The organism is Plantactinospora sp. GCM10030261 (genome assembly GCF_042666615.1).
Taxonomy (GTDB): Bacteria; Actinomycetota; Actinomycetes; order Mycobacteriales; family Micromonosporaceae; genus KBS50.
In genome coordinates, this window is sequence record NZ_JBHTDD010000001.1 from 370,035 (window position 1) to 389,313 (window position 19,279).

Genomic DNA, 19,279 nt, shown 5'->3' on the forward strand with positions numbered 1-19,279 from the left:
TCTCCTGACGATGGTCAGGAGCTATTCGGTTGGAGTATCTCTCGCGTACCTCCGGCGGCCACCACCGGCGAGCCCGCCGTGGGCTGGTTCACTCCGTCGCGCCGTCGTCGGCGCCTGGTCCGACGGTCCCGTCCGCCCGGTCCACCGCGCCGCCATCGTCCGCCCCGGGCCGCCGCGCCGCCTCGGCACCGGCCGCTCCGGCCCGCCGCGCCGCATCGGCGGCGGCCGTTCCGGCCCGCTTGCGCAGCACCCAACCGTCGACGTTGCGCTGCTGGCCACGGGCCACCGCCATCGCGCCCGGCGGCACGTCCTGGATGATCACCGAGCCGGCCGCCGTGTACGCGCCGTCGCCCACCTCCACCGGGGCCACGAACATGTTGTCGGCGCCCGTCCGGGCATGACTACCGATCGTCGTGTGATGCTTGGCGACCCCGTCGTAGTTGACGAAGACGGTGGCCGCCCCGATGTTGCTCTGCTCACCGATGGTGGCGTCTCCCACGTACGACAGGTGAGGGATCTTGGAGCCTTCGCCGATCGTGGCCTTCTTGGTCTCCACGAACGTGCCGACCTTCGCCTTGCGCGCCAATCGGGTGTCCGGTCGCAGGTACGCGTACGGCCCGACGCTCGCCTCCGGACCGATCTCGGCCCCCACCGCGTGCGTGCGCAGCACCGTCGCCCCGGCGCCGACGGCCGTGTCGATAAGCGTCGTGTCGGGGCCGACGGTCGCCTCGGCCCCGATCGTCGTGGTGCCGAGCAGTTGGGTGTTCTGGTCGATCACCGCATCCCGCTCGACGGTGACCGTGACGTCGATCCAGGTGGTCGCCGGGTCCAGGATGGTGACTCCGGAGCGCATCCAGCGCTCGTTGACCCGGTCTCGCAGCAGGCGACGAAGCCCGGCCAACTCGTACCGATCGTTGCAGCCGAGCGTCTCCGTGGCGTCGTCGGCGACGTGGACACCGACCGGCTCACCGGCGTCGACAAGCAGACCGAAAACGTCGGTCAGGTACTCCTCGCCCTGGTCGTTGTCGGTGGACAACTTGCCCAGCGCGGCGCGCAGCCGGGCGGCGTCGAAAACGTAGCTGCCGGCGTTGATCTCGCGGATGGCGCGTTGCTCCGGAGTGGCGTCGCGCTCCTCGACGATCCGTTCGAGTCGACCGGCGTGGTCCCGGACGATCCGGCCGAGGCCCGCCGGATTGTCGACCGCCGCGGCCAGGACGGTCGCGGCCGCCCCGGCGGCCTCGTGGGCCGCGACGAGTTGGTCGACGGTCTCCGACCGGAGCAGCGGGACGTCACCGTTGATGACGACGACGCTGCCCGCGGTCTCGGGCACCGCAGCCAGCGCGATCCGGACGGCATGGCCGGTCCCGTTCTGCTCGGCCTGCAGGACCGGGGTGGCCGCGGGGGCGATTCCGGCAAGATGCGCCTCGACCCGGTCCGCCCCGTGCCCGACGACCACCACCGTCCGGTCCGCGCCCAGCGAGCCGGTGGCCGCGAGAACATGGCCGACAAGAGTCCGCCCCAGCAGCGGGTGCAACACCTTGGGCAATGCCGACTTCATCCGCTTTCCCTCGCCGGCGGCGAGGACGACCACGGTACGAGCGCGGGGCTGGGACACGGACGAGCTCCCGTCGGGGCGGCTGGCAGTCTGCCGCCTCATGCTAACCAGACCGCCGACGCCCGCGTGCAGAAGCTCCCGGGAGAGGACTCGAACCCCTACAACCAGGACCAAAACCTGGCGTCCTGCCATTAGACGACCCGGGACGGTCTAAAGCGGACAAGTCGTCATGTCCGGTCCGCACCTACACCCTACCGTCAGCCGAAGCGATCCTCATCCGACATCCCCTCCCTGTTGTCCTTGGCCGCCGGGCTGGCGCCGCGGGTCGTTCGCGTGGTCGTCCGAACCCGGCCGCCCGACCGGTTCCGCTGGCAGCTCGCGCGATACTCGGCGCGCGTTTGGTTCGCTCTGGAACGGGCACCCCGCGCGACGAGCAGGCCCTCTCCGACCTGCCCGTAAGCTCCTTCCGATGGCAAACTACGGGAGCGTAGGTTACGGTGACGTAGGCGTAAGTTTCTGATCTTCTACACCCCTGCGAGGCGCCATGTCGACCGCAATTCTCGACTCCGATCGCGGCACCGGCCCCAAGCCATTGACCGAGGGTAAGCCACCCCTCGGCATCATGATCGGCTTGTGGGGTTTCGTGATCGTCCCGTTCGTCGCCCTGCTGGTCGCCGTGCCGGTCGCCTGGGGTGGCTGGCTGCACTGGCCCGACATCGCCATCGCCACGGCGTGGTACCTGGTGTCCGGCCTGGGCGTCACCGTCGGCTTCCACCGCTACTTCACGCACGGTTCGTTCAAGGCGAAGCGGTGGCTGCGGGTCACCCTGGCCGTCGCCGGCTCGTTCTCCGTACAGGGCAGTATCATCCAGTGGGTGGCCGACCACCGCCGGCACCACGCCTTCTCCGACCAGGAGGGCGACCCGCACTCGCCGTGGCGGTTCGGCGAGAGCGTCTCGGGCCTCGCCAAGGGACTGTTCCACGCGCACGTCGGCTGGCTCTTCCGCCGGGAGTTGTCCAACCGTGACCGGTTCGCCCCCGACCTGATGGCCGACAAGCACATCCGACGCGTGGACAACCTCTTCCCACTCCTGGTTGTCATCTCGACGGTCGGCCCCGCCGTCATGGGTGGCCTGATCACCTGGTCGTGGCAGGGTGCGCTCACCGCGTTCTTCTGGGCCGGACTGGTCCGCATCGCGCTGCTGCACCACGTCACCTGGGCCATCAACTCCGTCTGCCACGTCTACGGCGAGCGTCCGTTCGAGGTACGTCAGGGCGACCGGGCGGCGAACTTCTGGCCCCTGGCGGTGCTGTCCATGGGTGAGAGCTGGCACAACCTGCACCATGCCGACCCGACCAGTGCCCGGCACGGCGTGCTGCGCGGCCAGATCGACATGTCGGCCCGGGTCATCTGGCTGCTGGAGAAGACCGGAGCGGCGTACAACGTCCGCTGGCCGAAGCCGGAACGGATCGCCGCCAAGCTAGCCAAACCCGCCGACGTCGGGTGACCGCCGCCCCGCCGGGGGCACGGTCACACCCGGACACCTGGCAGGATGGCACGGTGACCGAGCGCGACGAGGGTGGCCTCCAGGGCCGTGGCCGGCGGAGCCGGCGGCGCGCTGACACCGCGTCCGAGGCGGCGGGAGGGCCACCCCGACCGCCGGCCACCCCGCCACCACCCAAGAGTTCCCGGGTACGCATGTCCGCGACGCAACGCCGGGAACAACTGATCGCCATCGGCCGCGGCATCTTCGCCGAACGTGGCTTCGACGCCACCTCGATCGAGGAGGTGGCGGCCCGCGCCAAGGTCTCCAAGCCGGTGGTCTACGAGCACTTCGGCGGCAAGGAGGGACTGTACGCGGTGGTCGTGGACCGCGAGGTCCGGGCCCTGCTGGACAGGATCACCACCGCGCTGACCGCGGGCCATCCGCGTGAGCTGCTGGAGCAGGCCGCGCTGGCGCTGCTCGGCTATATCGAGGAGGAGACGAGCGGGTTCCGGGTGCTGGTCCGTGAGTCACCGCTGATGTCCGCGACCGGCAACTTCAGCAGCGTGCTCAACGACGTGGCGCACCAGGTGGAGCACATCCTGGGCGCCGAGTTCAAAAGCCGTGGGTACGATCCGAAACTCGCCGAGTTGTACGCCCAGGCCCTGGTCGGCATGGTGGCGTTGACCGGCCGCTGGTGGCTGGAGGTGCGCAAGCCGCGAAAGGAGACGGTGGCCGCGCACCTGGTGAACCTCGCCTGGAACGGCCTGTCCCACCTGGAGGCCAAGCCGGCCCTGCTCACCCGCCGGATGCGCTGACCCGCCGCCGGTCGACGGCATCAACGGCGGCGCTGCGCTTCCGGCCGCAGCGGTTCCGGTTCCGGGCGGCGTGGCCTGGCGTTCTCCTTTGTCGCGTGGTCGTGCGGACCGACCTTGTCGTACATTCCGGTGGCCAGGAAGACCAGCCCGAACAGCAGCGACACGACGACCGTGGACATCGAGAAGTTCAGGAAGTTGGCGTCGGTCCGCAGCACCGCCATCATGAACAACCCGGTGACCATGAAGACCACGCCCGCGGTCAGGTTCATGTAGTGGCCGAGGTTGCCGCGCCGGGACGCGCCGACGATCAATCCGGCCCCGAAGAGCACCGACACCAGGGAGAAGGCCAGATTGGTCTTGAGGCCGAGCACGACGTGCCCGTCCCGGGCGAAGAGCGTGTCGCCCCATCCCTGGACCACGCCCAGGACGCCGAAGGCCAGGATGTAGAGGCCGATCAGGCCGGCGATGAGGCGGTACAGCGGACGGGCCGGATGATTGATCGGAAAATGGGCCACGACTCCTCCTCGACACCGGCGGCAATTACCCGAATTGTCACCCGAGGAGTGCCGGCCCCGCCGGCAACCGCGCCGATCCACCGCGCCGTCATCCACCGCGCCGATCTAGGGCAGATGGTCGTGATCGGAGATCAACGAACAGCCATCTGCCCTAGATCGGCGCAAAGGGATGGGTGGGTCAGAGGACCAGGCGGCCGTCTCGCCAGGCGCGTTCGTCCTCGTCGGTCCCCACCGTGCCGTACTTGGCGGCCGTCAACAGCGTCAGGCCGATCACCATAGTCACGATCACGGTGGCGACGCTCCAGTCGAGAACGTTCGCATCGGTCCGCAGGATGGCCAGCATGAGCAGGCTGATGGTCATCACGACGTACGACAGCAATCCGTTGACCGCGACGTCGATGTTGCGGCCGAGCACAGTGGCGATCAGGATGACGACGCCGAGCAGGGCGAACAGGACTGAGCCGGCGAGATTGACGCCCTGGCCCAGCACCAGCGTGTCATCCTGGGCGAAGAACTCCTCGCCCGCGTTCTGGACGAAGCCGATGACGCCGAAGGCGACCAGGTAGAGACCGATAAGACCGCAGATCGCGCGGTAGACCGGCCGCGCGGGGTGGTTGACGGGGTTATGGCTGGCCATGTCGACTCTCCAACGTGCCGGGGGCGGACCGGGAGATTGTCTCGCATACCCTCGGCGTGCTGGCCGACACCCCCTGCTCAGCCGTCCCCCACCCGCTCCGCAAGCTCCAGCCACGCCAGCTCGACCTGCTCCCGCTCGGTGCGCACCGCCCTGAGCCGGCCGTCCAGCTCGGTCACGGAGCTGTAGTCGGTGGCCTTGGCGGCCAGTTCCTCGTGCAGCGCGGCCTCGCGCTGCTCCAGCTTGCCGATCTGCCGTTCCAGCCGGGCAAGCTCCTTCTTGGCGGTGCGCGCCTCGGCGGCGGAGAGTCGCGCGGGGCCCGCCACACCGCCTCCCACACCCTCGGCGACACCCGCTCCGCCGGCCGCCGGATCCGCTGGCACGGCCGCGGCCATCTCCGAGCGGGTACGCCGAGCCAGCGGCGCCCCGTCGACCCGGGACAGGTACTCGTCCACCCCGCCGGGCAGGTGCACCAGCCGGCCGTCGCCGAACATCCCGTACACCACGTCCGTCACCCGCTCGATCAGGTATCGGTCGTGGCTCGCCACGACCAGGCTGCCGGGCCAGGAGTCCAGCAGATCCTCCAGCGCCGCCAGGGTGTCGGTGTCCAGGTCGTTCGTCGGTTCGTCCAGCAGCAGCACGTTCGGCTCGGCGGCGAGGAGCCGGAGCAGTTGCAGCCGGCGCCGTTCACCACCGGACAGGTCACCGACCGGCGTCCAGAGCCGGCGGTCGTCGAAGCCGAACATCTCGGCGAGCTGGGTTGCGGCCACCTCCCGGTCGCCGATGACGACCCGCCGGGCCACCTCCTCGACCGCCTCGAGGACCCGCAGGTCGACGGGAAGTTCGGCGAGTTCCTGGGACAGGAACGCGGAGCGCACGGTCGCCCCGGTGCGGAACGTGCCGGCGTCGGAACCCCGTACCCCGGCAAGCAGCCGCAGCAGGGTGGTCTTGCCGGCGCCGTTGGCTCCCACGATGGCGATCCGGTCACCCGGCCCGACCTGCCAGGTGAGGTCGCGCACGATCGGCGTGCCGCCGGCGGTGAGGGTGACGTCGGTCAGGTCGTACACCTGCTTGCCCAGCCGCGCGGTGGCCAGCTTGTGCAGGGTCACGGTGTCCCGCGGCTCGGGCTCGTCGGCGATAAGCGCGTTGGCCGCCTCGATCCGGAACCGCGGCTTGCTGGTGCGGGCCGGCGGTCCGCGACGCAGCCACGCGATTTCCTTGCGCAGCAGGTTCTGCCGGCGCGCCTCGGTGGCGGCGGCCACCCGGGCCCGTTCGGCCCGGGCCAGCGTCCAGGCGGCGAACCCGCCCTCGTACGCCCGGACGGTCTGGTCGGCGACCTCCCAGGTTCCGGTGCAGACGGCGTCCAGGAACCACCGGTCGTGGGTGACCACAGCGAGCGCGCCGCGCCGCCCGGTGAGGTGCCGGGCCAGCCAGGCCACGCCCGCCACGTCCAGATGGTTCGTGGGCTCGTCCAGTACCAGCAGGTCGGCGGGGCGGATGAGCAGGGCGGCCAGCGCCACCCGGCGCCGCTCCCCGCCCGACATCGGGCCGACCGGCTGGTCCAGCCCGAGATGCGGCATGCCGAGACCGTCGAGGATGGCTCGTACGCCGGCGTCGCCGGCCCATTCGTGTTCGGCTCCCATGCCCTCGGCCAGCCAGGCGGTGCCGAGCACCACGTCCCGGACCGTGGCGTCGGCGGCCAGGTCGAGCTGCTGGGGCAGCCAGGCCACGCGCAGGTCCCGGCGATGGGTGACCCGCCCGGAGTCCGGCTCCTCGGTCTTGGTGAGCAGCCGCAGCAGGGTCGACTTCCCGGCGCCGTTGAGGCCGACGACGCCGATCCGGTCCGCGTCGGCCAGGCCGAGCGACACGTCGGTGAGCAGCGCGCCGGCGGCGCCGTAACCCTTGGACACCTTGTCCAGGTTGACGATGTTGGCCACGCACCCATCCTTCGAGGTTCTTGGTGAAACGGCGGTTTCCTGGTGGAACGGCAGCCGCCAAGGGTAGCGCCAGGACCCGGATCGGCCGGGCGGGGCGATCGGACAGGCGTCAGGCGACTCGGGCGCCGGCCACCGGACCGTGCGCCGTGCGGGCCAACCGGCACACCCCGGCGGCGGTCAGCTCACCGGCGATCCGCTCCGCCTCGGGGCCGTTCTCGGCCAGGAAAACGCAGGTGGGCCCCGATCCGGAAACCATACCGGCCAGCGCGCCGGCGGCCCGACCGGTGGTCAGCACGTCCGCCAGGGCCGGCCACAGCGAGATGGCCGCCGCCTCCATGTCGTTGCCGAGGGCGGTGGCGAGCACCGCCGGATCGCGCTGCCGGAGCGCGCCCAGCAGCCGGTCGGGACTGCCCACGGGCAGCGGCGCGGCCCCGACGTCACGCAACCGGTCCAGTTCGCCGTACACCCGGGGGGTCGACAGGCCGCCGTCGGCGATGGCCACCACCCAGTGCCAGGTGGTGGGGCGGACCAGCACCGGGCTGACCGTCTCGCCGCGCCCGGTGCCGAGCGCGGTCCCGCCGTACACCAGGAAGGGGACATCGGAACCAAGCCCGGCGGCAACGGTCGCCAGCTCGTCGCGGGTGAGGCCGGTGCCCCACAACGCGTCGCAGGCGACAAGCGCGGCCGCGGCGTCCGCGCTGCCGCCGGCCAGCCCGGCGGCGAGCGGGATGTGTTTGCGCAGGTGCAGCCGGGCGTACGCGGGCACGCCGGCGTACGCGGCGAGCGCGCGGGCGGCCCGGATGACGAGGTTCGTCCCGTCGAGGGCGAGTTCCCCGGTCCCCTCCCCCTCCATGGTGAGGGTCAGGGTGTCACCGCGTCGGGCGGTCAGCTCGTCATGGATCGATATCGCCTGATAGACGGTGTTCAACTCGTGGAACCCGTCAGCGCGCAGCGGGCCCACGCCGAGATGCAGGTTGATCTTGGCCGGGACGTGCACCTTGACCGGTCCGGTGGCGCCCCGGCGGGAGGTTTCCTCGTCGTCCGGGCTCCAGGCCTCCGTCACGGGGCGATGTCCCGGACCGGCAGCCGGATGTCGAACGGCTCCTTCACGACCAGTTCCTCGGCCTCAGCCGCCAACCCGACCGCGGTCACCGGCACCAGGCCGGCCGGCGCGTGCCGATCCAGCCAGGCGGACAGCCGATAACCGATCCTCTGGTGGCCGAAGGTCGGGGAGGGAACCACGATCAGCACTCCGTCACGCAACTCGACGCGGGAGGCGTCCTGGGGCAGCGCCAACACGTCCTCGATGGTGTAGTCGGCCAGCCGCTGCCGGACCGGATCCGGACTCCACATGCCGGGGGGCTCGATCGGCTGCGCGGTCACTCGTACACCTCCTCGGTGGGCACGGCGTCAGCCTACTGTGCGGCGATGGCGCTCGTCGGGGCCGACGCGGCGATCGCCGCGAACTGGGCCACGGACAGTGACTCCCCCCGGGCGCTGGGGTCGATCCCGGCCGCGACCAGCGCACGCGCGGCGGCGTCCGGGCTGCCGGCCCAGCCGGCCAGCGCCGCGCGCAGCGTCTTGCGGCGCTGCGCGAACGCCGCGTCGACGACGGCGAACACCCGTTTCCTGGGTACGTCTGGCCGGGGCGGTTCCCGTCGGGTGAAGGCCACCAGGCCCGAGTCGACATTCGGCACCGGCCAGAACACCGTGGGCGGCACCCGGCCGGCCGGGCGGGCGTCGGCGTACCAGGCCAGCTTGACCGACGGCACCCCGTAGACCTTGGAGCCGGGGCCGGCGGTCAACCGGTCGGCCACCTCCTTCTGCACCATCACCAGGCCGCCGCGCAGCGACGGCAACTCGGCGAGCAGGTGCAGCACCACCGGCACCGCCACGTTGTACGGCAGGTTCGCCACCAGAGCGGTGGGCGCCGGGTCCAACTCGGCGGCGGTGATCCGCAGCGCGTCCGCCCGGTGGGTGGTGAGCCGGTCGGCGACCGGACCGGCATACCGGGCGGCGGTCTCCGGCAACGCACCGGCCAACACCGGGTCGATCTCGACGGCGTGCGTATGCCGTACCGCGGGCACCAGCGCAAGGGTGAGCGAGCCGAGCCCGGGTCCCACCTCGACCACGACGTCGTCGGTGGTCAGGGCGGCGGCGGCCACGATCCGGCGCACCGTGTTCGGGTCGTGCACGAAGTTCTGCCCGCGCTTCTTGGTCGGCACCACGCCGAGCCGCGCCGCCAACTCCCTGATCTCCCCCGGCCCGAGCATCGCCCTACCGCCAGGGGCCGAAGGCACGGTCACCGTTCGCGGAGATCGCGGCGCACAGGTCGGTCAGGTCGGTGCCGGTGGTCTCGGCGAGCGACCGGACGGTCAGCGGGATCAGATAGGAGGCGTTCGGCCGGCCCCGGTACGGCACCGGGGTCAGGTACGGCGCGTCGGTCTCCACCAGCACCTGGTCGATCGGCGTGACTCTGGCCGCCTCGCGCAACGCGCCGGCGCTGGCGAAGGTCACCGTGCCGGCGAAGCTCAGCAGATACCCGCGCCGGACGCACTGCGCCGCGAACTCGGCGTCCCCGGAGAAGCAGTGCATGACCACTGTGTCCGGCGCCCCCTCGGCGTCCAGGATCCGCAACACGTCGGCGTGCGCGTCCCGGTCATGGATGACAAGCGCTTTGCCGTACCGCTTCGCAATGCCGATGTGCGCCCGGAAACTGGCCTCCTGCGCCGCCCACCCCTCGTCTCCGGTGCGGAAGCGGTCCATCCCGGTCTCCCCGATGCCGCGTACCCGGTCCTCGCCGGCCAGCGCCTCGATCTCCCGGAGCGCCTCGTCGAGGTCGGCCAGCCGGGGCGCCTCGTTCGGGTGCAGGGCGACGGTGGCCAGCACCGCGTCGTACCGCCGGGCCAGGTCCGCGCCGAACCGCGACGTTTCCACGTCGACGCCGACCTGAACGAGCCGGTCGACGCCGACGACCGCGGCCACGGCGATCGCGGTGCCGAACGGGTCCGCCGGGTCCGTCGAATCGGCCCGGTCCGCCGGAGCGGCCCGGTCCGCCAGGCCCGTCGGCTCCGCCGGATCGTCCGGATCCGCCGGCCGCCGGCCGCCGGTTGTTTCCGGCATACGCGCGCCAGCCGGTACGACCGGCCCGGCCTGCCCCACCGTGATGTCCAGGTGGGTGTGGCTGTCGGGCACGGGAGACGGCAACGGCTCGGGGGCCGGCGGGAACTCACCGGCGCGTCGGGTGGCCCGCTCCCGGCGGGACTTGCTGTCAGTCATCGTCGCCAGCATCACACACCGGACGCGGCCGGCCGGCAGCCGGCCGGTTTGCCGCCACCTGATCGCGCCGAAGGGCGCGCCGGACGGCCCGGCACCAGAAACCGCGACCATGCGATCCTCTGCACCCAGGGTGAGCGCGGGCTACCCTCAATGCCTGGAAGAACCCGGCCGATCCCACCGATGACAGCCGCCATAGAGGATACTGAACAACCGTTTCCTATCATGGAGGTCAATGGATGCGTCGCCTCGTCGTTACGCAGAACATCACCCTGGACGGGATCGTCGACAACGCCAAGTCCTGGTTCGATCCGACCGCGGACACGCCACAGAATCGTGAGCTGCAGCAGGTAACCGCCGAGCACAGTGCCGCCTCCGACGGGTTTCTCGTGGGACGCGTCACGTTCGAGGAAATGCGCGGCTTCTGGCCGCAACGCCAGGATGACCGTACCGGGGTCACCGATCACCTGAACCGCGTGGCGAAGTATGTCGTCTCCCGCACGATTGGCGACCCGGGCTGGGACGGGACGACCGTACTACGCGGGGGCGCCAAGCTGGTCGAGGAAATTACCGCGCTGAAGGCGCAGGATGGCACCGACATCGTCCTCACCGGCAGCATCGCCCTGGCGCAGGACCTGTTCCGCGAAGGTCTTGTCGATGAGATCCGGCTGTTCGTCTATCCGGTGTTGCTCGGCGAGGGACGCCGGCTGTTTCCGGCAGGTCACGCGCCGCCCGAACTCACGCTCGTCGAGGCACGCACGTTCAGCGGCGGGTGTGTCCTGCTACGGTACGCGCTCTAGCCGGTACCTGGTCAGCCGCCGAGCCGGGCCAGTTCCTCCTCGACGATGGACGGGTCGAGCTTGCGGAACACCGGCTTCGGCGCGGCGAGCGGCCGACCGGCCTCGACGGGCACCGACTCCCACCGCGCACCAGTCGTGTAGTCGCCGGTGAGCACCGGGTACGCCGGACCGCCGTCCAGATCCTCGACCTCGGTGATCGACGGCATCGGGGCGTGTACGCCGGTGCCGCCGAGCAGTTCGTGGATCTTCTGCGCCGAGTGCGGCAGGAACGGCGTCAACAGCGTGTTGGCATCGCTTACCACCTGCAAAGCGACGTGCAGGATGGTGCCCATCCGGGGCTTGTCCGCCGGGTCCTTGAGTTTCCACGGCGCCTGGTCGGAGAGGTACCGGTTCGCCTCCGCGACCACCCGCATCGCCTCGGTGACCGCCTGCTTCTGGCGGTGCCGGCCGATCAGGTCGCCGACCGTGGCGAAGCCCTGCCGGGCCACCGCGAGCAGCGCCTCGTCGGCCTCGGTGAGGCCGGCCGGGTCGATCGGCGGGATGGCGCCGAAGTTCTTCGCGGCCATCGAGATGGACCGGTTGACCAGGTTGCCCCAGCCGGCCACCAATTCGTCGTTGTTGCGGCGCAGGAACTCGGCCCAGGTGAAGTCGGTGTCCTGGTTCTCCGGACCGGCGACGGCGATGAAGTAGCGCAACGCGTCGGCGTCGTACCGGTCCAGGAAGTCCCGGACGTAGATGACGACCTGGCGGGACGACGAGAACTTGCGGCCCTCCATGGTGAGGAATTCGCTGGAGACCACCTCGGTGGGGAGGTTCAGCCGGTCCAGCTCGCCCGGTGAGCCGTCCTTGGCGCCCTCGCCCGAGTAACCCAGCAGCAGCGCCGGCCAGATGACCGAGTGGAATACGATGTTGTCCTTGCCCATGAAGTAGTAGCCGCGGGCGTCCTTCCCCGCGCCGTCGGCGGACCACCAGTTGCGCCACGCGTCGGGGTCGCCGGACCGCCGGGCCCACTCGATCGACGCCGACAGGTAGCCGACCACGGCGTCGAACCACACGTAGATGCGCTTGTCGGTGCGGTCCCGCCAGGCGTCGAGCGGGATCGGCACGCCCCAGTCGAGATCCCGGGTGATGGCTCGCGGCTGGAGGTCGTCGAGGAGGTTGCGGCTGAACCGCAGCACGTTCGGCCGCCAGCCCTCCCGGCTGTCCAGCCACTGTCCGAGCGCCTCGGCCAGCGCCGGCAGGTCGAGGAAGAAGTGCTCGGTCTCCACGAACGCCGGCGTTTCCCCGTTTATCTTCGATCGGGGACCGATCAGGTCGACCGGGTCGAGCTGGTTCCCGCAGTTGTCGCACTGGTCGCCGCGCGCGCTGGAATAGCCGCAGATCGGGCAGGTGCCCTCGATGTACCGGTCGGGCAGGGTCCGGCCGGTGGAGGGTGAGATCGCCCCCATGGTCGTCTTGGGAACGATGTAGCCGTTGCGGTGCAACCCGGCGAACAGTTCCTGCACGACCGCGTAGTGGTTGCGCGTGGTGGTCCTGGTGAACAGGTCGTACGACAGCCCCAGCCCATGCAGGTCCTCGACGATGACGCGGTTGTACCGGTCGGCCAGCTCGCGGGCGGTCACCCCTTCGGCGTCGGCCTGCACCTGGATCGGCGTGCCGTGCTCGTCCGTACCGGAGACCATGAGCACGTCGTGGCCGGCCATGCGCATGTACCGCGCGAACACGTCGGACGGCACGCCGAAGCCAGAGACGTGACCGATGTGGCGCGGACCGTTGGCGTACGGCCAGGCGACCGCCGCGAGAACGTGACTCATGACAGGCAAGCCTAGTGATGCGCGGGGACCGTCCGCGAACCAACGCCGCTCCGTCCGGTCTCGTGCCGCCGCGCCGGCGGAGAGTCGGTTCTCCGACACATGCGGTGACGTGTTGGTTTCTTTACGTGATTTCGTGTGCAATGGCTGGGTGACTGGAGAGCCAGCACCGCAGCAGCCTGCCGCGAAGCGGGTGACCGGCCGGGCTCGACCGCCAGCGGCCACCCGAGCCAGGCCACCGGCACAGGTCCGCGGCGAGCCGGCGTCCGGCCGAGCGAAACCGCCACCCGCCGGGACCGGGCGAGCCAGCGAACCCGGCACCGCCTCCCCACCGTCTCCCCGCGAGCCAGCTCCCGAGCCGCGGCGGCATCCGGGGTCCGCCGCGCCGCCGATCCCGGCAGAGCCGACGACGCCGGCGCGGGGACGGGCATCCGCCGTGCGATCGCCTCGACCGGTCCGCCCCGACACGCCACGCCCCGACACGCCACGCTCGGACCCACCCCGGCCGGGGCCGGCGCGGCCGGAATCCCCCCGTCCGGAACCCACCCGGCCGGGCAGCGGTGACCCGCCGAAGGGGGGCCTGCCGGACGCCACCACCATCACCTCACCCGCCGACACACCGCCGGACACCGTCCGGGCGATCGACGAGCAACCGGAAGCCGACGGAGCCACCGCCGACGAAGCGGAAGCCGACAGAGCGGACGTCGACGGAACAGCCGCCGACGAAGCGGAAGCCGACAGAGCCACCGCCGACGGATCTGACGCCGGCTCCACGGGCGCTGCCGGGCCGGACCCGGAGGTGGACACCGTCCAGGTGCTCATCGAGGCCACCACCGGAGCACCCGTGACCACGCTGCCCGATCGTGCCCCGCAACGAACAGGATGGCCGACCCCGGCCGCGCCGGGCGGAGGCGGCCCGGTACAGCCGAGCGTGCCGGGTCACGTCGAGGGCATCGACGAGCCCGCATTCTGGCTGCCCATCGAGGAGGTGCACTGGGACGGTACCCCGGTTCGCCGGGACACCGAGGGCTGGCTGAGCCGCTGGCGCCAGGCACGCGCGGCCCGGCACCGGGTGCGACGGCCACCCCGGCCGCCCCACCATCCCGCCGTCGGGCTCGCCGGGCTGGTGCTGTTCGGTCTGCTGGCCAGCTTCTTCGCCTGGGTCACCGCGGAACCGCTGTGGCTGGCGGTCGGGCGCGCCGACCGTGGCGTCGCCACCGTGACGACGTGCACCGGGCATGGTCTGCTGACGCAGTGTCGTGGCCAGTTCGTCGCCGGCACCGGGTGGGTCAGCGATATCGTGCCGGTGGTCGACGTCCCGGCCGCCACCCGAGCGACCGGGGTCCGGGTCGACGCCCGCATGATCGGACCGGACGGCACGGCCGCGTACGCCGAATCCGGCCTCGTCACTCGCCACCTGCGCTGGCTGCTCGGCGCGTTGGCGACGCTCTGCTGCGGGGTGGGCATCGTGTGGGCGACCGGGGCCCGCCGGCTGGCCAGCGACATCGATCGCCGCCGGGCCACGGCCGTCGCGCTGACCGGTCCCGTGCTGGTCCTCGTCGGGTTTCTCGTCGCCACGCTCTGAGCCGGGCCACGGCCACCTGCGGCCACTCCTCAGTCCGGCGTCAAGGAGGAACGGTGCACCAGGTCGTACACCTCTCGTCGGCGCAGCCCATGCTCGTCGGCCACGGCAGTCACGGCGTCCCGCCGGGACATCCCCGTCGTCTCCAGGTCGGTGACCGCCGCACGCAGCGTGTCGTCGTCCGGACGGGGCCGGTCGACCGTCGCCGCTCCCGCCACCACCAGCGTGATCTCGCCGCGGGGCGGCACCGCGACCGCCGCGGCGGCCAGCTCGCCCAGGGGTTGCCGCAGCACCTCCTCGTACCTCTTCGTCAGCTCGCGGCAGAGCGCGGCGGGACGGTCCGGGCCGAATGTCTCGGCCAGGTCGGCCAGCGCGCCGGCCACCCGGTGTGGCGCCTCGAAGAACACCAACGTGCGTTCCTCGCCGGCGAGCGTCCGCAGCCGGCTCCGCCGGGCGCCGCCCGTTCGGGGCAGGAAGCCTTCGAAGCAGAACCGGTCTGACGGCAGCCCGGACAGGGCCAGCGCGGTTGTCACCGCGCTGGGTCCGGGGGCCGCGGTGACCGGCACCCCGGCGGCCAGTGCCCCCCGCACGAGCCGGTAGCCGGGGTCGGAGACGCTGGGCATGCCGCCGTCGGTGACCACGGCCACGGTTGCTCCCTCGGTCAACGCCCGCACCAGGTCGGGAGTGCGTCGGCTCTCGTTGCCCTCGAAGTAGGAGACGACCCGGCCGGAAACGGTAACCGCCAGGTCCCGGGCCAGCCGGGACAGGCGCCGGGTGTCCTCGGCGGCGACGATGTCGGCCGTCGCGAGGATCTCGCGCATTCGGGCGGACGCGTCTGCCGGGTTGCCCAGCGGCGCGCCAACCAGGACAAGCTCGCCTATATCTGGTTTGTCCGACACTACGTCGTCCTCCGCCCATCCCGACCATCCCGACCGGCGGCGCGGCGCCCCGATCCGTACCCCGGCAGCCTACGATCGCGGAGTGACCTCGGCGTCGACAGCGCAGACCAGCAGTCCGGACCCCGCCGGCAAGTCCGGGCCGGCGGGCGACCGCACCGGCCACGCCACGGGCGGCATCCCCGATGTCGTACGCCGGCGGCTGGCGCCGCTGGACGCGCGGCTGGACCGCCGGTCCTGGCTGGCCACGGCGGTCGTCGTGGCCATCGCGGCGGTGTTGCGCCTGGTGAATCTCAGCCACCCGCCGGGCAAGATGTTCGACGAGATCTACTACGCCCGTGACGCCTGGGGTCTGCTCAACCACGGCGCGGAGTGGAACTACGAGACCAACAACCCGTCGTACGTCGTGCATCCGCCGCTCGGCAAATGGCTCATCGCGCTCGGTCAGTGGGCGTTCGGGTACGCCGACGGCGAGCAGAACATCTCCGTTCCCGGTCACCTCACCACCACCGCGCCCGAGTTCGGCTGGCGGATCTCGGCGGCGGTGATCGGCATCCTGTCGGTGCTACTCGTCGTTCGGATCGCCCGCCGGATGTTCGGCTCCACGGTGCTCGGCTGCGCCGCCGGGCTGCTGATGGCGCTCGACGGCTTCCATCTCGTGCTCTCCCGGGCGGCACTGCTCGACATCTTCCTGCTGTTCTTCGTACTGGCCGCGTTCGGGGCACTGGTGCTCGACCGGGACGTCCGCCGTCGCCGCTGGCTGCGCGCCATGGAGGACGGATACGACCCGGTCCGCTCCGGCCGGCTGCCCGGCGGGGTGCCGTGGTGGCGACTGGCCGCCGCGGTGCTGCTCGGTTGCGCGGTATCGGTGAAGTGGAGCGCGCTCTACCTCGTGTTGGCGTTCCTGGTGCTGGCGGTGCTCTGGGACGTCGGGGCCCGCCGTTCGGCCGGGGTGGCACGGCCGTGGCGGACCGCGCTGCTCGACGAGTTCGGCTGGCTCGTGGTGTGCGGGTTCCTGATCGTCGGGACCTACCTGGCCTCCTGGTCGGGCTGGTTCCTCACCGACGACGGCTACTTCCGGCACTACCTCGCCGACAGCGGCAGGTCGGAGCCGCCGGTCATCGGCGCGCTACGCAACCTCTGGCACTACCACGTCGAGGCGTACGGCTTCCACACCACGCTGGCCAAGGAGCACAAGTACCAGTCGTGGCCATGGCAGTGGCTGCTGCTCGGCCGGCCGGTGGCGTTCTACTGGTCGGGCAACGGCTCCTGCGGCGCGGCAAGCTGCGCGTCGGAGGTGCTGCTGCTGGGCACCCCGGTGCTGTGGTGGTCGTTCCTGCCGGCGCTGGTCGCGGTCGCCTGGCTGGGCATCGCCCGCCGCGACTGGCGGGCGGGCAGCATCCTGCTGGTCGTGGGCGCCGGGCTGCTGCCCTGGTTCTGGTATGCCCTGGACAACCGGACGATGTTCTTCTTCTACGCCGCCCCGGCCCAGCCGTTCCTGGTTCTCGCGGTGGTGTACGTGCTCGGCGCGATCATGAGTCCGGCCAGCGGACCGGCGACGGTCGGCACCGGGGGTGCCGCGAGTGCCGATCAGCCCGCAGCGGGCACGCCGGCGCAGGGCACGACGGCGCAGGGCACGACGGTGGACGGCACGACGGTGGACGGCACGCCAATGCAGGGCACGACGGTGGACGGCACGCCAGCGCGAGGCACGACGGTCGACGGCACGACGGCCTCGGCCGGGGCCGGTGACGACGCCGGTCGACCGGGTCAGACCTCCAGCCCGATCGGGGCCCTGGTCGCGGGCGGCTACGTGCTGATCGTGGCCGTGTGCTTTGCCTACTTTTATCCGATCTACGTCGGCGATGTGATCACCTACGCCGAGTGGTCGGCCCGGATGTGGCTCGGCGGCCGCTGGATCTGACGGCCCCACCCGCCCCAGCAAGGGACGGGTAGGGCCGGCGTCACAGTCCGTGGACTGAGCATCGCGGCCACGCCTGGGCACCGGCACGGCGGCCACGCCTGGGCACCGGCACGCAAAGACGCGCGCCCCGATCGCCTGCCACGGGGGAAGCGGGCGATTGGGGCGCGCAGGTGAAGCTTAACCACCGCAGATGCCGGACACAACGGGTGGCCCAGAGTCAGATTTCCGACCGGTACGGCGACGGTCATTCCTGGCCCGCCACCGGATGATCCACTCGGTGGCGGCATGCCGCGGCGTCCCGGCGGTGCGAACCCGACAGACCGCGCCCGGCGAGTCGACCTCCGGTTGGATGGTTCCGGTAACGTACGCGTCCTGACGCGCCGGAGGGGTGAGACGGATGGACCTGCTGACGCGGCTACGGGACATCTGCCTCGCTCTGCCCGAGGTGAGCGAGCGGCCCAGCCACGGCTCGCCGACCTGGTTCGTCCGCGACAAGAAGGTATTCGTCACGCTGCACCAAAACGGACATCACCAGAACGACTTCCCCCACCTCTGGTGTGCCGCTCCGCCCGGCGCCCAGCAGGAGCTGATCGCGGTCGACGGCGACCGGTTCTTCCGTCCGCCGTACGTGGGTGGACGCGGCTGGATCGGGGTACGGCTGGACGGAACCGTGGACTGGACGGAGATCACCGAGCTCTGCCAGGACGCCTACCGGATGATCGCCCCGGCGAAGCTGGTCGCCCTCCTCGACGAGGACTGAGCCCCATCGCCGGCCCGGCACCGCCACGAAGATCGACTCGATGTCGGCGATACTGCGCGGTTCGCGCCCGCGCGACGCCCCTACATCGCCGGCATCGAGTGGATCTCGACCGGCCGGACTCAGCGCCAGACCACGTAGTCCAGGAAATCCTCCACGGCGGTCACCACCCGGCCGAGCACCTCCGTCGAGCCGGCCAGCGGCCCGGGGACGTACATGCCGTGGTCGGCGCCGGCAACCTCCAGCACGTGTGGAGTCAGCTGACGCGCCACGTCGCCGTCCCAGCGTTTGTCGGCCGTGCCACCGATGAGCAGGACGGGCGCGGTGGCCCGGCGCAGTCCCGCGAGCACCGCATCGCTTGTCAGCACCGGTGTCAACCAGACCGCCGGCAGCCCTCGCTCCGCCGCCATTCGGGCGGCGTAGGTGCCGAGCGACTTGCCGATCAGCAGCGGCGGCGCGCCGGGGCGCTCGGCGGCGAGCCGGTCCAGCACCGGCCCGACCTGACCGGTCACGAACGGCTCCCGCTCATCGTCCTCAAGGCGGTCCCGGTCCGGTGGATAGTGCCAGTTGACCTCGCTGATCGCCGCGCCGCGTGCCTCGGCCGCGTCAGCCGGGTACATCAGTAACGGCGCGTACGGGCCGTACATTCCACCCGGCAGCACCACGGCCACCCGGTCGTCACGCTGCTCCACCATGGACGCCGACGTTAGTCACCACCGACCTCGTCCGCGACCGCCATTCGCGGTCCAGCATGGCGTAGACGTACCTGTCCACCCACTCGCCCTTGAACAGGTCGTGCTCGACGAAGTGCGCCTCGCGACGCATATCGAGCCGCTCCAGCAACCGGACCGACGCGGTGTTCCCGGCGGCACACCGGCCCACGATCCGGCGCAGGCCGCCCTCCTCGAAGCCCCACCGCAGCACGGCGGCGGTCGCCTCGGTGGCCAGCCCCCGACCCCCGTGGTCGGGGTTGAGGACGTACCCGATCTCGCCCTGCCGGTTGGGAAGGCTGCGCCAGACGAGTTCAACCTGGCCGACGACCGTCCCGGTGTCGGCGACGACGACCGCGACGGTGAGGCAGTCCCCCTCGGCACGCCAGCCATCCTCGCCGGCCATGGCGCGCACCGACGCCAGCGACTGATCCCGATCACGGGGTTCCCAGGCCATCCACCGGGCGACCGCTGGTTGGCGCTGGTACGCGTGGACGTCGTCCAGGTCGGCCAGGGCGAACGGGCGCAGGGTCAGCCGGGCCGTGCGGATCGGATACGCGGGGCTGAGCATCCGGCGATCC

The 19,279-nt window shown here is 71.4% G+C and carries 18 protein-coding genes and 1 tRNA gene; 6 read left to right on the plus strand and 13 right to left on the minus strand.

The genetic code is table 11. The features are described 5' to 3' along the window. Positions 1–88 precede the first annotated feature (88 nt). Positions 89–1,657, minus strand: a complete 1,569-nt coding sequence (gene glmU / locus ACFQUZ_RS01820) for a bifunctional UDP-N-acetylglucosamine diphosphorylase/glucosamine-1-phosphate N-acetyltransferase GlmU (RefSeq protein WP_377437008.1) — start codon at positions 1,655–1,657, stop codon at positions 89–91. Positions 1,658–1,690: 33 nt separating this feature from the next. Beyond that, a tRNA-Gln gene (locus tag ACFQUZ_RS01825) sits at positions 1,691–1,761 on the minus strand. A gap of 338 nt (positions 1,762–2,099) precedes the next feature. Here ACFQUZ_RS01825 and ACFQUZ_RS01830 point away from each other — a divergent pair. Beyond that, on the plus strand, positions 2,100–3,062 hold the full coding sequence (locus ACFQUZ_RS01830; protein ID WP_377437010.1) for an acyl-CoA desaturase: 963 nt from the start codon (positions 2,100–2,102) through the stop codon (positions 3,060–3,062). A gap of 53 nt (positions 3,063–3,115) precedes the next feature. Beyond that, the gene (locus tag ACFQUZ_RS01835) at positions 3,116–3,856 is read left to right on the plus strand and encodes a TetR family transcriptional regulator (RefSeq protein WP_377437011.1); all 741 of its coding nucleotides are present in this window, start codon (positions 3,116–3,118) and stop codon (positions 3,854–3,856) included. Positions 3,857–3,876: 20 nt separating this feature from the next. Here the strand turns inward: ACFQUZ_RS01835 and ACFQUZ_RS01840 are convergent, their stop codons facing one another. The 7 genes from ACFQUZ_RS01840 to ACFQUZ_RS01870 all read right to left on the minus strand — a co-directional run bounded on the left by ACFQUZ_RS01840 (position 3,877) and on the right by ACFQUZ_RS01870 (position 10,233). After that, a complete protein-coding gene (locus ACFQUZ_RS01840; protein WP_377437013.1) occupies positions 3,877–4,371 on the minus strand; it encodes a DUF4383 domain-containing protein in 495 nt (164 codons plus the stop codon). A gap of 178 nt (positions 4,372–4,549) precedes the next feature. Continuing rightward, positions 4,550–5,008: a DUF4383 domain-containing protein gene (locus ACFQUZ_RS01845; protein WP_377437015.1), complete on the minus strand. Its 459-nt coding sequence runs from the start codon at positions 5,006–5,008 to the stop codon at positions 4,550–4,552. 77 nt (positions 5,009–5,085) lie between these two features. Then, positions 5,086–6,942 carry an ABC-F family ATP-binding cassette domain-containing protein gene (locus ACFQUZ_RS01850; RefSeq protein ID WP_377437017.1) on the minus strand — a complete coding sequence of 619 codons (1,857 nt, stop codon included), beginning with the start codon at positions 6,940–6,942 and terminating at the stop codon, positions 5,086–5,088. Positions 6,943–7,051: 109 nt separating this feature from the next. Beyond that, positions 7,052–8,005 carry a 4-(cytidine 5'-diphospho)-2-C-methyl-D-erythritol kinase gene (locus ACFQUZ_RS01855; RefSeq protein WP_377437019.1) on the minus strand — a complete coding sequence of 318 codons (954 nt, stop codon included), beginning with the start codon at positions 8,003–8,005 and terminating at the stop codon, positions 7,052–7,054. Then, a complete protein-coding gene (locus tag ACFQUZ_RS01860) occupies positions 8,002–8,325 on the minus strand; it encodes a hypothetical protein (RefSeq protein ID WP_377437021.1) in 324 nt (107 codons plus the stop codon). The genes ACFQUZ_RS01855 and ACFQUZ_RS01860 overlap by 4 nt, the downstream gene beginning before the upstream one ends. A 32-nt stretch (positions 8,326–8,357) precedes the next feature. Then, entirely contained in the window at positions 8,358–9,215 is an 858-nt protein-coding gene (rsmA, locus tag ACFQUZ_RS01865) for a 16S rRNA (adenine(1518)-N(6)/adenine(1519)-N(6))-dimethyltransferase RsmA (protein ID WP_377437022.1), read from the minus strand. Positions 9,216–9,219: 4 nt separating this feature from the next. After that, positions 9,220–10,233 carry a TatD family hydrolase gene (locus ACFQUZ_RS01870; RefSeq protein WP_377437481.1) on the minus strand — a complete coding sequence of 338 codons (1,014 nt, stop codon included), beginning with the start codon at positions 10,231–10,233 and terminating at the stop codon, positions 9,220–9,222. Between the two features lie 224 nt (positions 10,234–10,457). Between ACFQUZ_RS01870 and ACFQUZ_RS01875 the strand changes: the two genes are divergently transcribed. Then, positions 10,458–11,018 carry a dihydrofolate reductase family protein gene (locus tag ACFQUZ_RS01875; protein WP_377437023.1) on the plus strand — a complete coding sequence of 187 codons (561 nt, stop codon included), beginning with the start codon at positions 10,458–10,460 and terminating at the stop codon, positions 11,016–11,018. Between the two features lie 11 nt (positions 11,019–11,029). Here ACFQUZ_RS01875 and metG read toward each other — a convergent pair whose 3' ends face one another. Next, entirely contained in the window at positions 11,030–12,832 is a 1,803-nt protein-coding gene (metG, locus tag ACFQUZ_RS01880; protein ID WP_377437024.1) for a methionine--tRNA ligase, read from the minus strand. A 433-nt stretch (positions 12,833–13,265) separates the two neighbouring features. Here metG and ACFQUZ_RS01885 point away from each other — a divergent pair, with 433 nt between their 5' ends. Continuing rightward, the gene (locus ACFQUZ_RS01885; protein ID WP_377437025.1) at positions 13,266–14,414 is read left to right on the plus strand and encodes a hypothetical protein; all 1,149 of its coding nucleotides are present in this window, start codon (positions 13,266–13,268) and stop codon (positions 14,412–14,414) included. Between the two features lie 29 nt (positions 14,415–14,443). Here the strand turns inward: ACFQUZ_RS01885 and rsmI are convergent, their stop codons facing one another. Beyond that, positions 14,444–15,310, minus strand: a complete 867-nt coding sequence (gene rsmI, locus ACFQUZ_RS01890) for a 16S rRNA (cytidine(1402)-2'-O)-methyltransferase (protein ID WP_377437026.1) — start codon at positions 15,308–15,310, stop codon at positions 14,444–14,446. Between the two features lie 82 nt (positions 15,311–15,392). Between rsmI and ACFQUZ_RS01895 the strand changes: the two genes are divergently transcribed. After that, positions 15,393–17,231, plus strand: coding sequence for a dolichyl-phosphate-mannose--protein mannosyltransferase (locus ACFQUZ_RS01895; RefSeq protein WP_377437027.1), 1,839 nt, complete (start codon positions 15,393–15,395; stop codon positions 17,229–17,231). Between the two features lie 397 nt (positions 17,232–17,628). Next, complete coding sequence (locus tag ACFQUZ_RS01900) at positions 17,629–17,991, plus strand: MmcQ/YjbR family DNA-binding protein (RefSeq protein ID WP_377437029.1); 363 nt, start codon at positions 17,629–17,631, stop codon at positions 17,989–17,991. Positions 17,992–18,110: 119 nt separating this feature from the next. Here ACFQUZ_RS01900 and ACFQUZ_RS01905 read toward each other — a convergent pair whose 3' ends face one another. Further along, entirely contained in the window at positions 18,111–18,683 is a 573-nt protein-coding gene (locus tag ACFQUZ_RS01905) for an alpha/beta hydrolase (protein WP_377437031.1), read from the minus strand. Then, positions 18,667–19,269: a GNAT family N-acetyltransferase gene (locus ACFQUZ_RS01910; RefSeq protein WP_377437033.1), complete on the minus strand. Its 603-nt coding sequence runs from the start codon at positions 19,267–19,269 to the stop codon at positions 18,667–18,669. The genes ACFQUZ_RS01905 and ACFQUZ_RS01910 overlap by 17 nt, the downstream gene beginning before the upstream one ends. Positions 19,270–19,279 lie beyond the last annotated feature (10 nt).

Coding starts and splice junctions, on each gene's coding strand:
- glmU (WP_377437008.1), bottom strand. CDS start 1,657: ATGAGGCGGCAGACTGCCAGCCGCCCCGACGGGAGCTCGTCCGTGTCC.
- ACFQUZ_RS01830 (WP_377437010.1), top strand. CDS start 2,100: ATGTCGACCGCAATTCTCGACTCCGATCGCGGCACCGGCCCCAAGCCA.
- ACFQUZ_RS01845 (WP_377437015.1), bottom strand. CDS start 5,008: ATGGCCAGCCATAACCCCGTCAACCACCCCGCGCGGCCGGTCTACCGC.
- rsmA (WP_377437022.1), bottom strand. CDS start 9,215: ATGCTCGGGCCGGGGGAGATCAGGGAGTTGGCGGCGCGGCTCGGCGTG.
- ACFQUZ_RS01870 (WP_377437481.1), bottom strand. CDS start 10,233: ATGCTGGCGACGATGACTGACAGCAAGTCCCGCCGGGAGCGGGCCACC.
- ACFQUZ_RS01875 (WP_377437023.1), top strand. CDS start 10,458: ATGCGTCGCCTCGTCGTTACGCAGAACATCACCCTGGACGGGATCGTC.
- metG (WP_377437024.1), bottom strand. CDS start 12,832: ATGAGTCACGTTCTCGCGGCGGTCGCCTGGCCGTACGCCAACGGTCCG.
- ACFQUZ_RS01900 (WP_377437029.1), top strand. CDS start 17,629: ATGGACCTGCTGACGCGGCTACGGGACATCTGCCTCGCTCTGCCCGAG.
- ACFQUZ_RS01905 (WP_377437031.1), bottom strand. CDS start 18,683: ATGGTGGAGCAGCGTGACGACCGGGTGGCCGTGGTGCTGCCGGGTGGA.
- ACFQUZ_RS01910 (WP_377437033.1), bottom strand. CDS start 19,269: ATGCTCAGCCCCGCGTATCCGATCCGCACGGCCCGGCTGACCCTGCGC.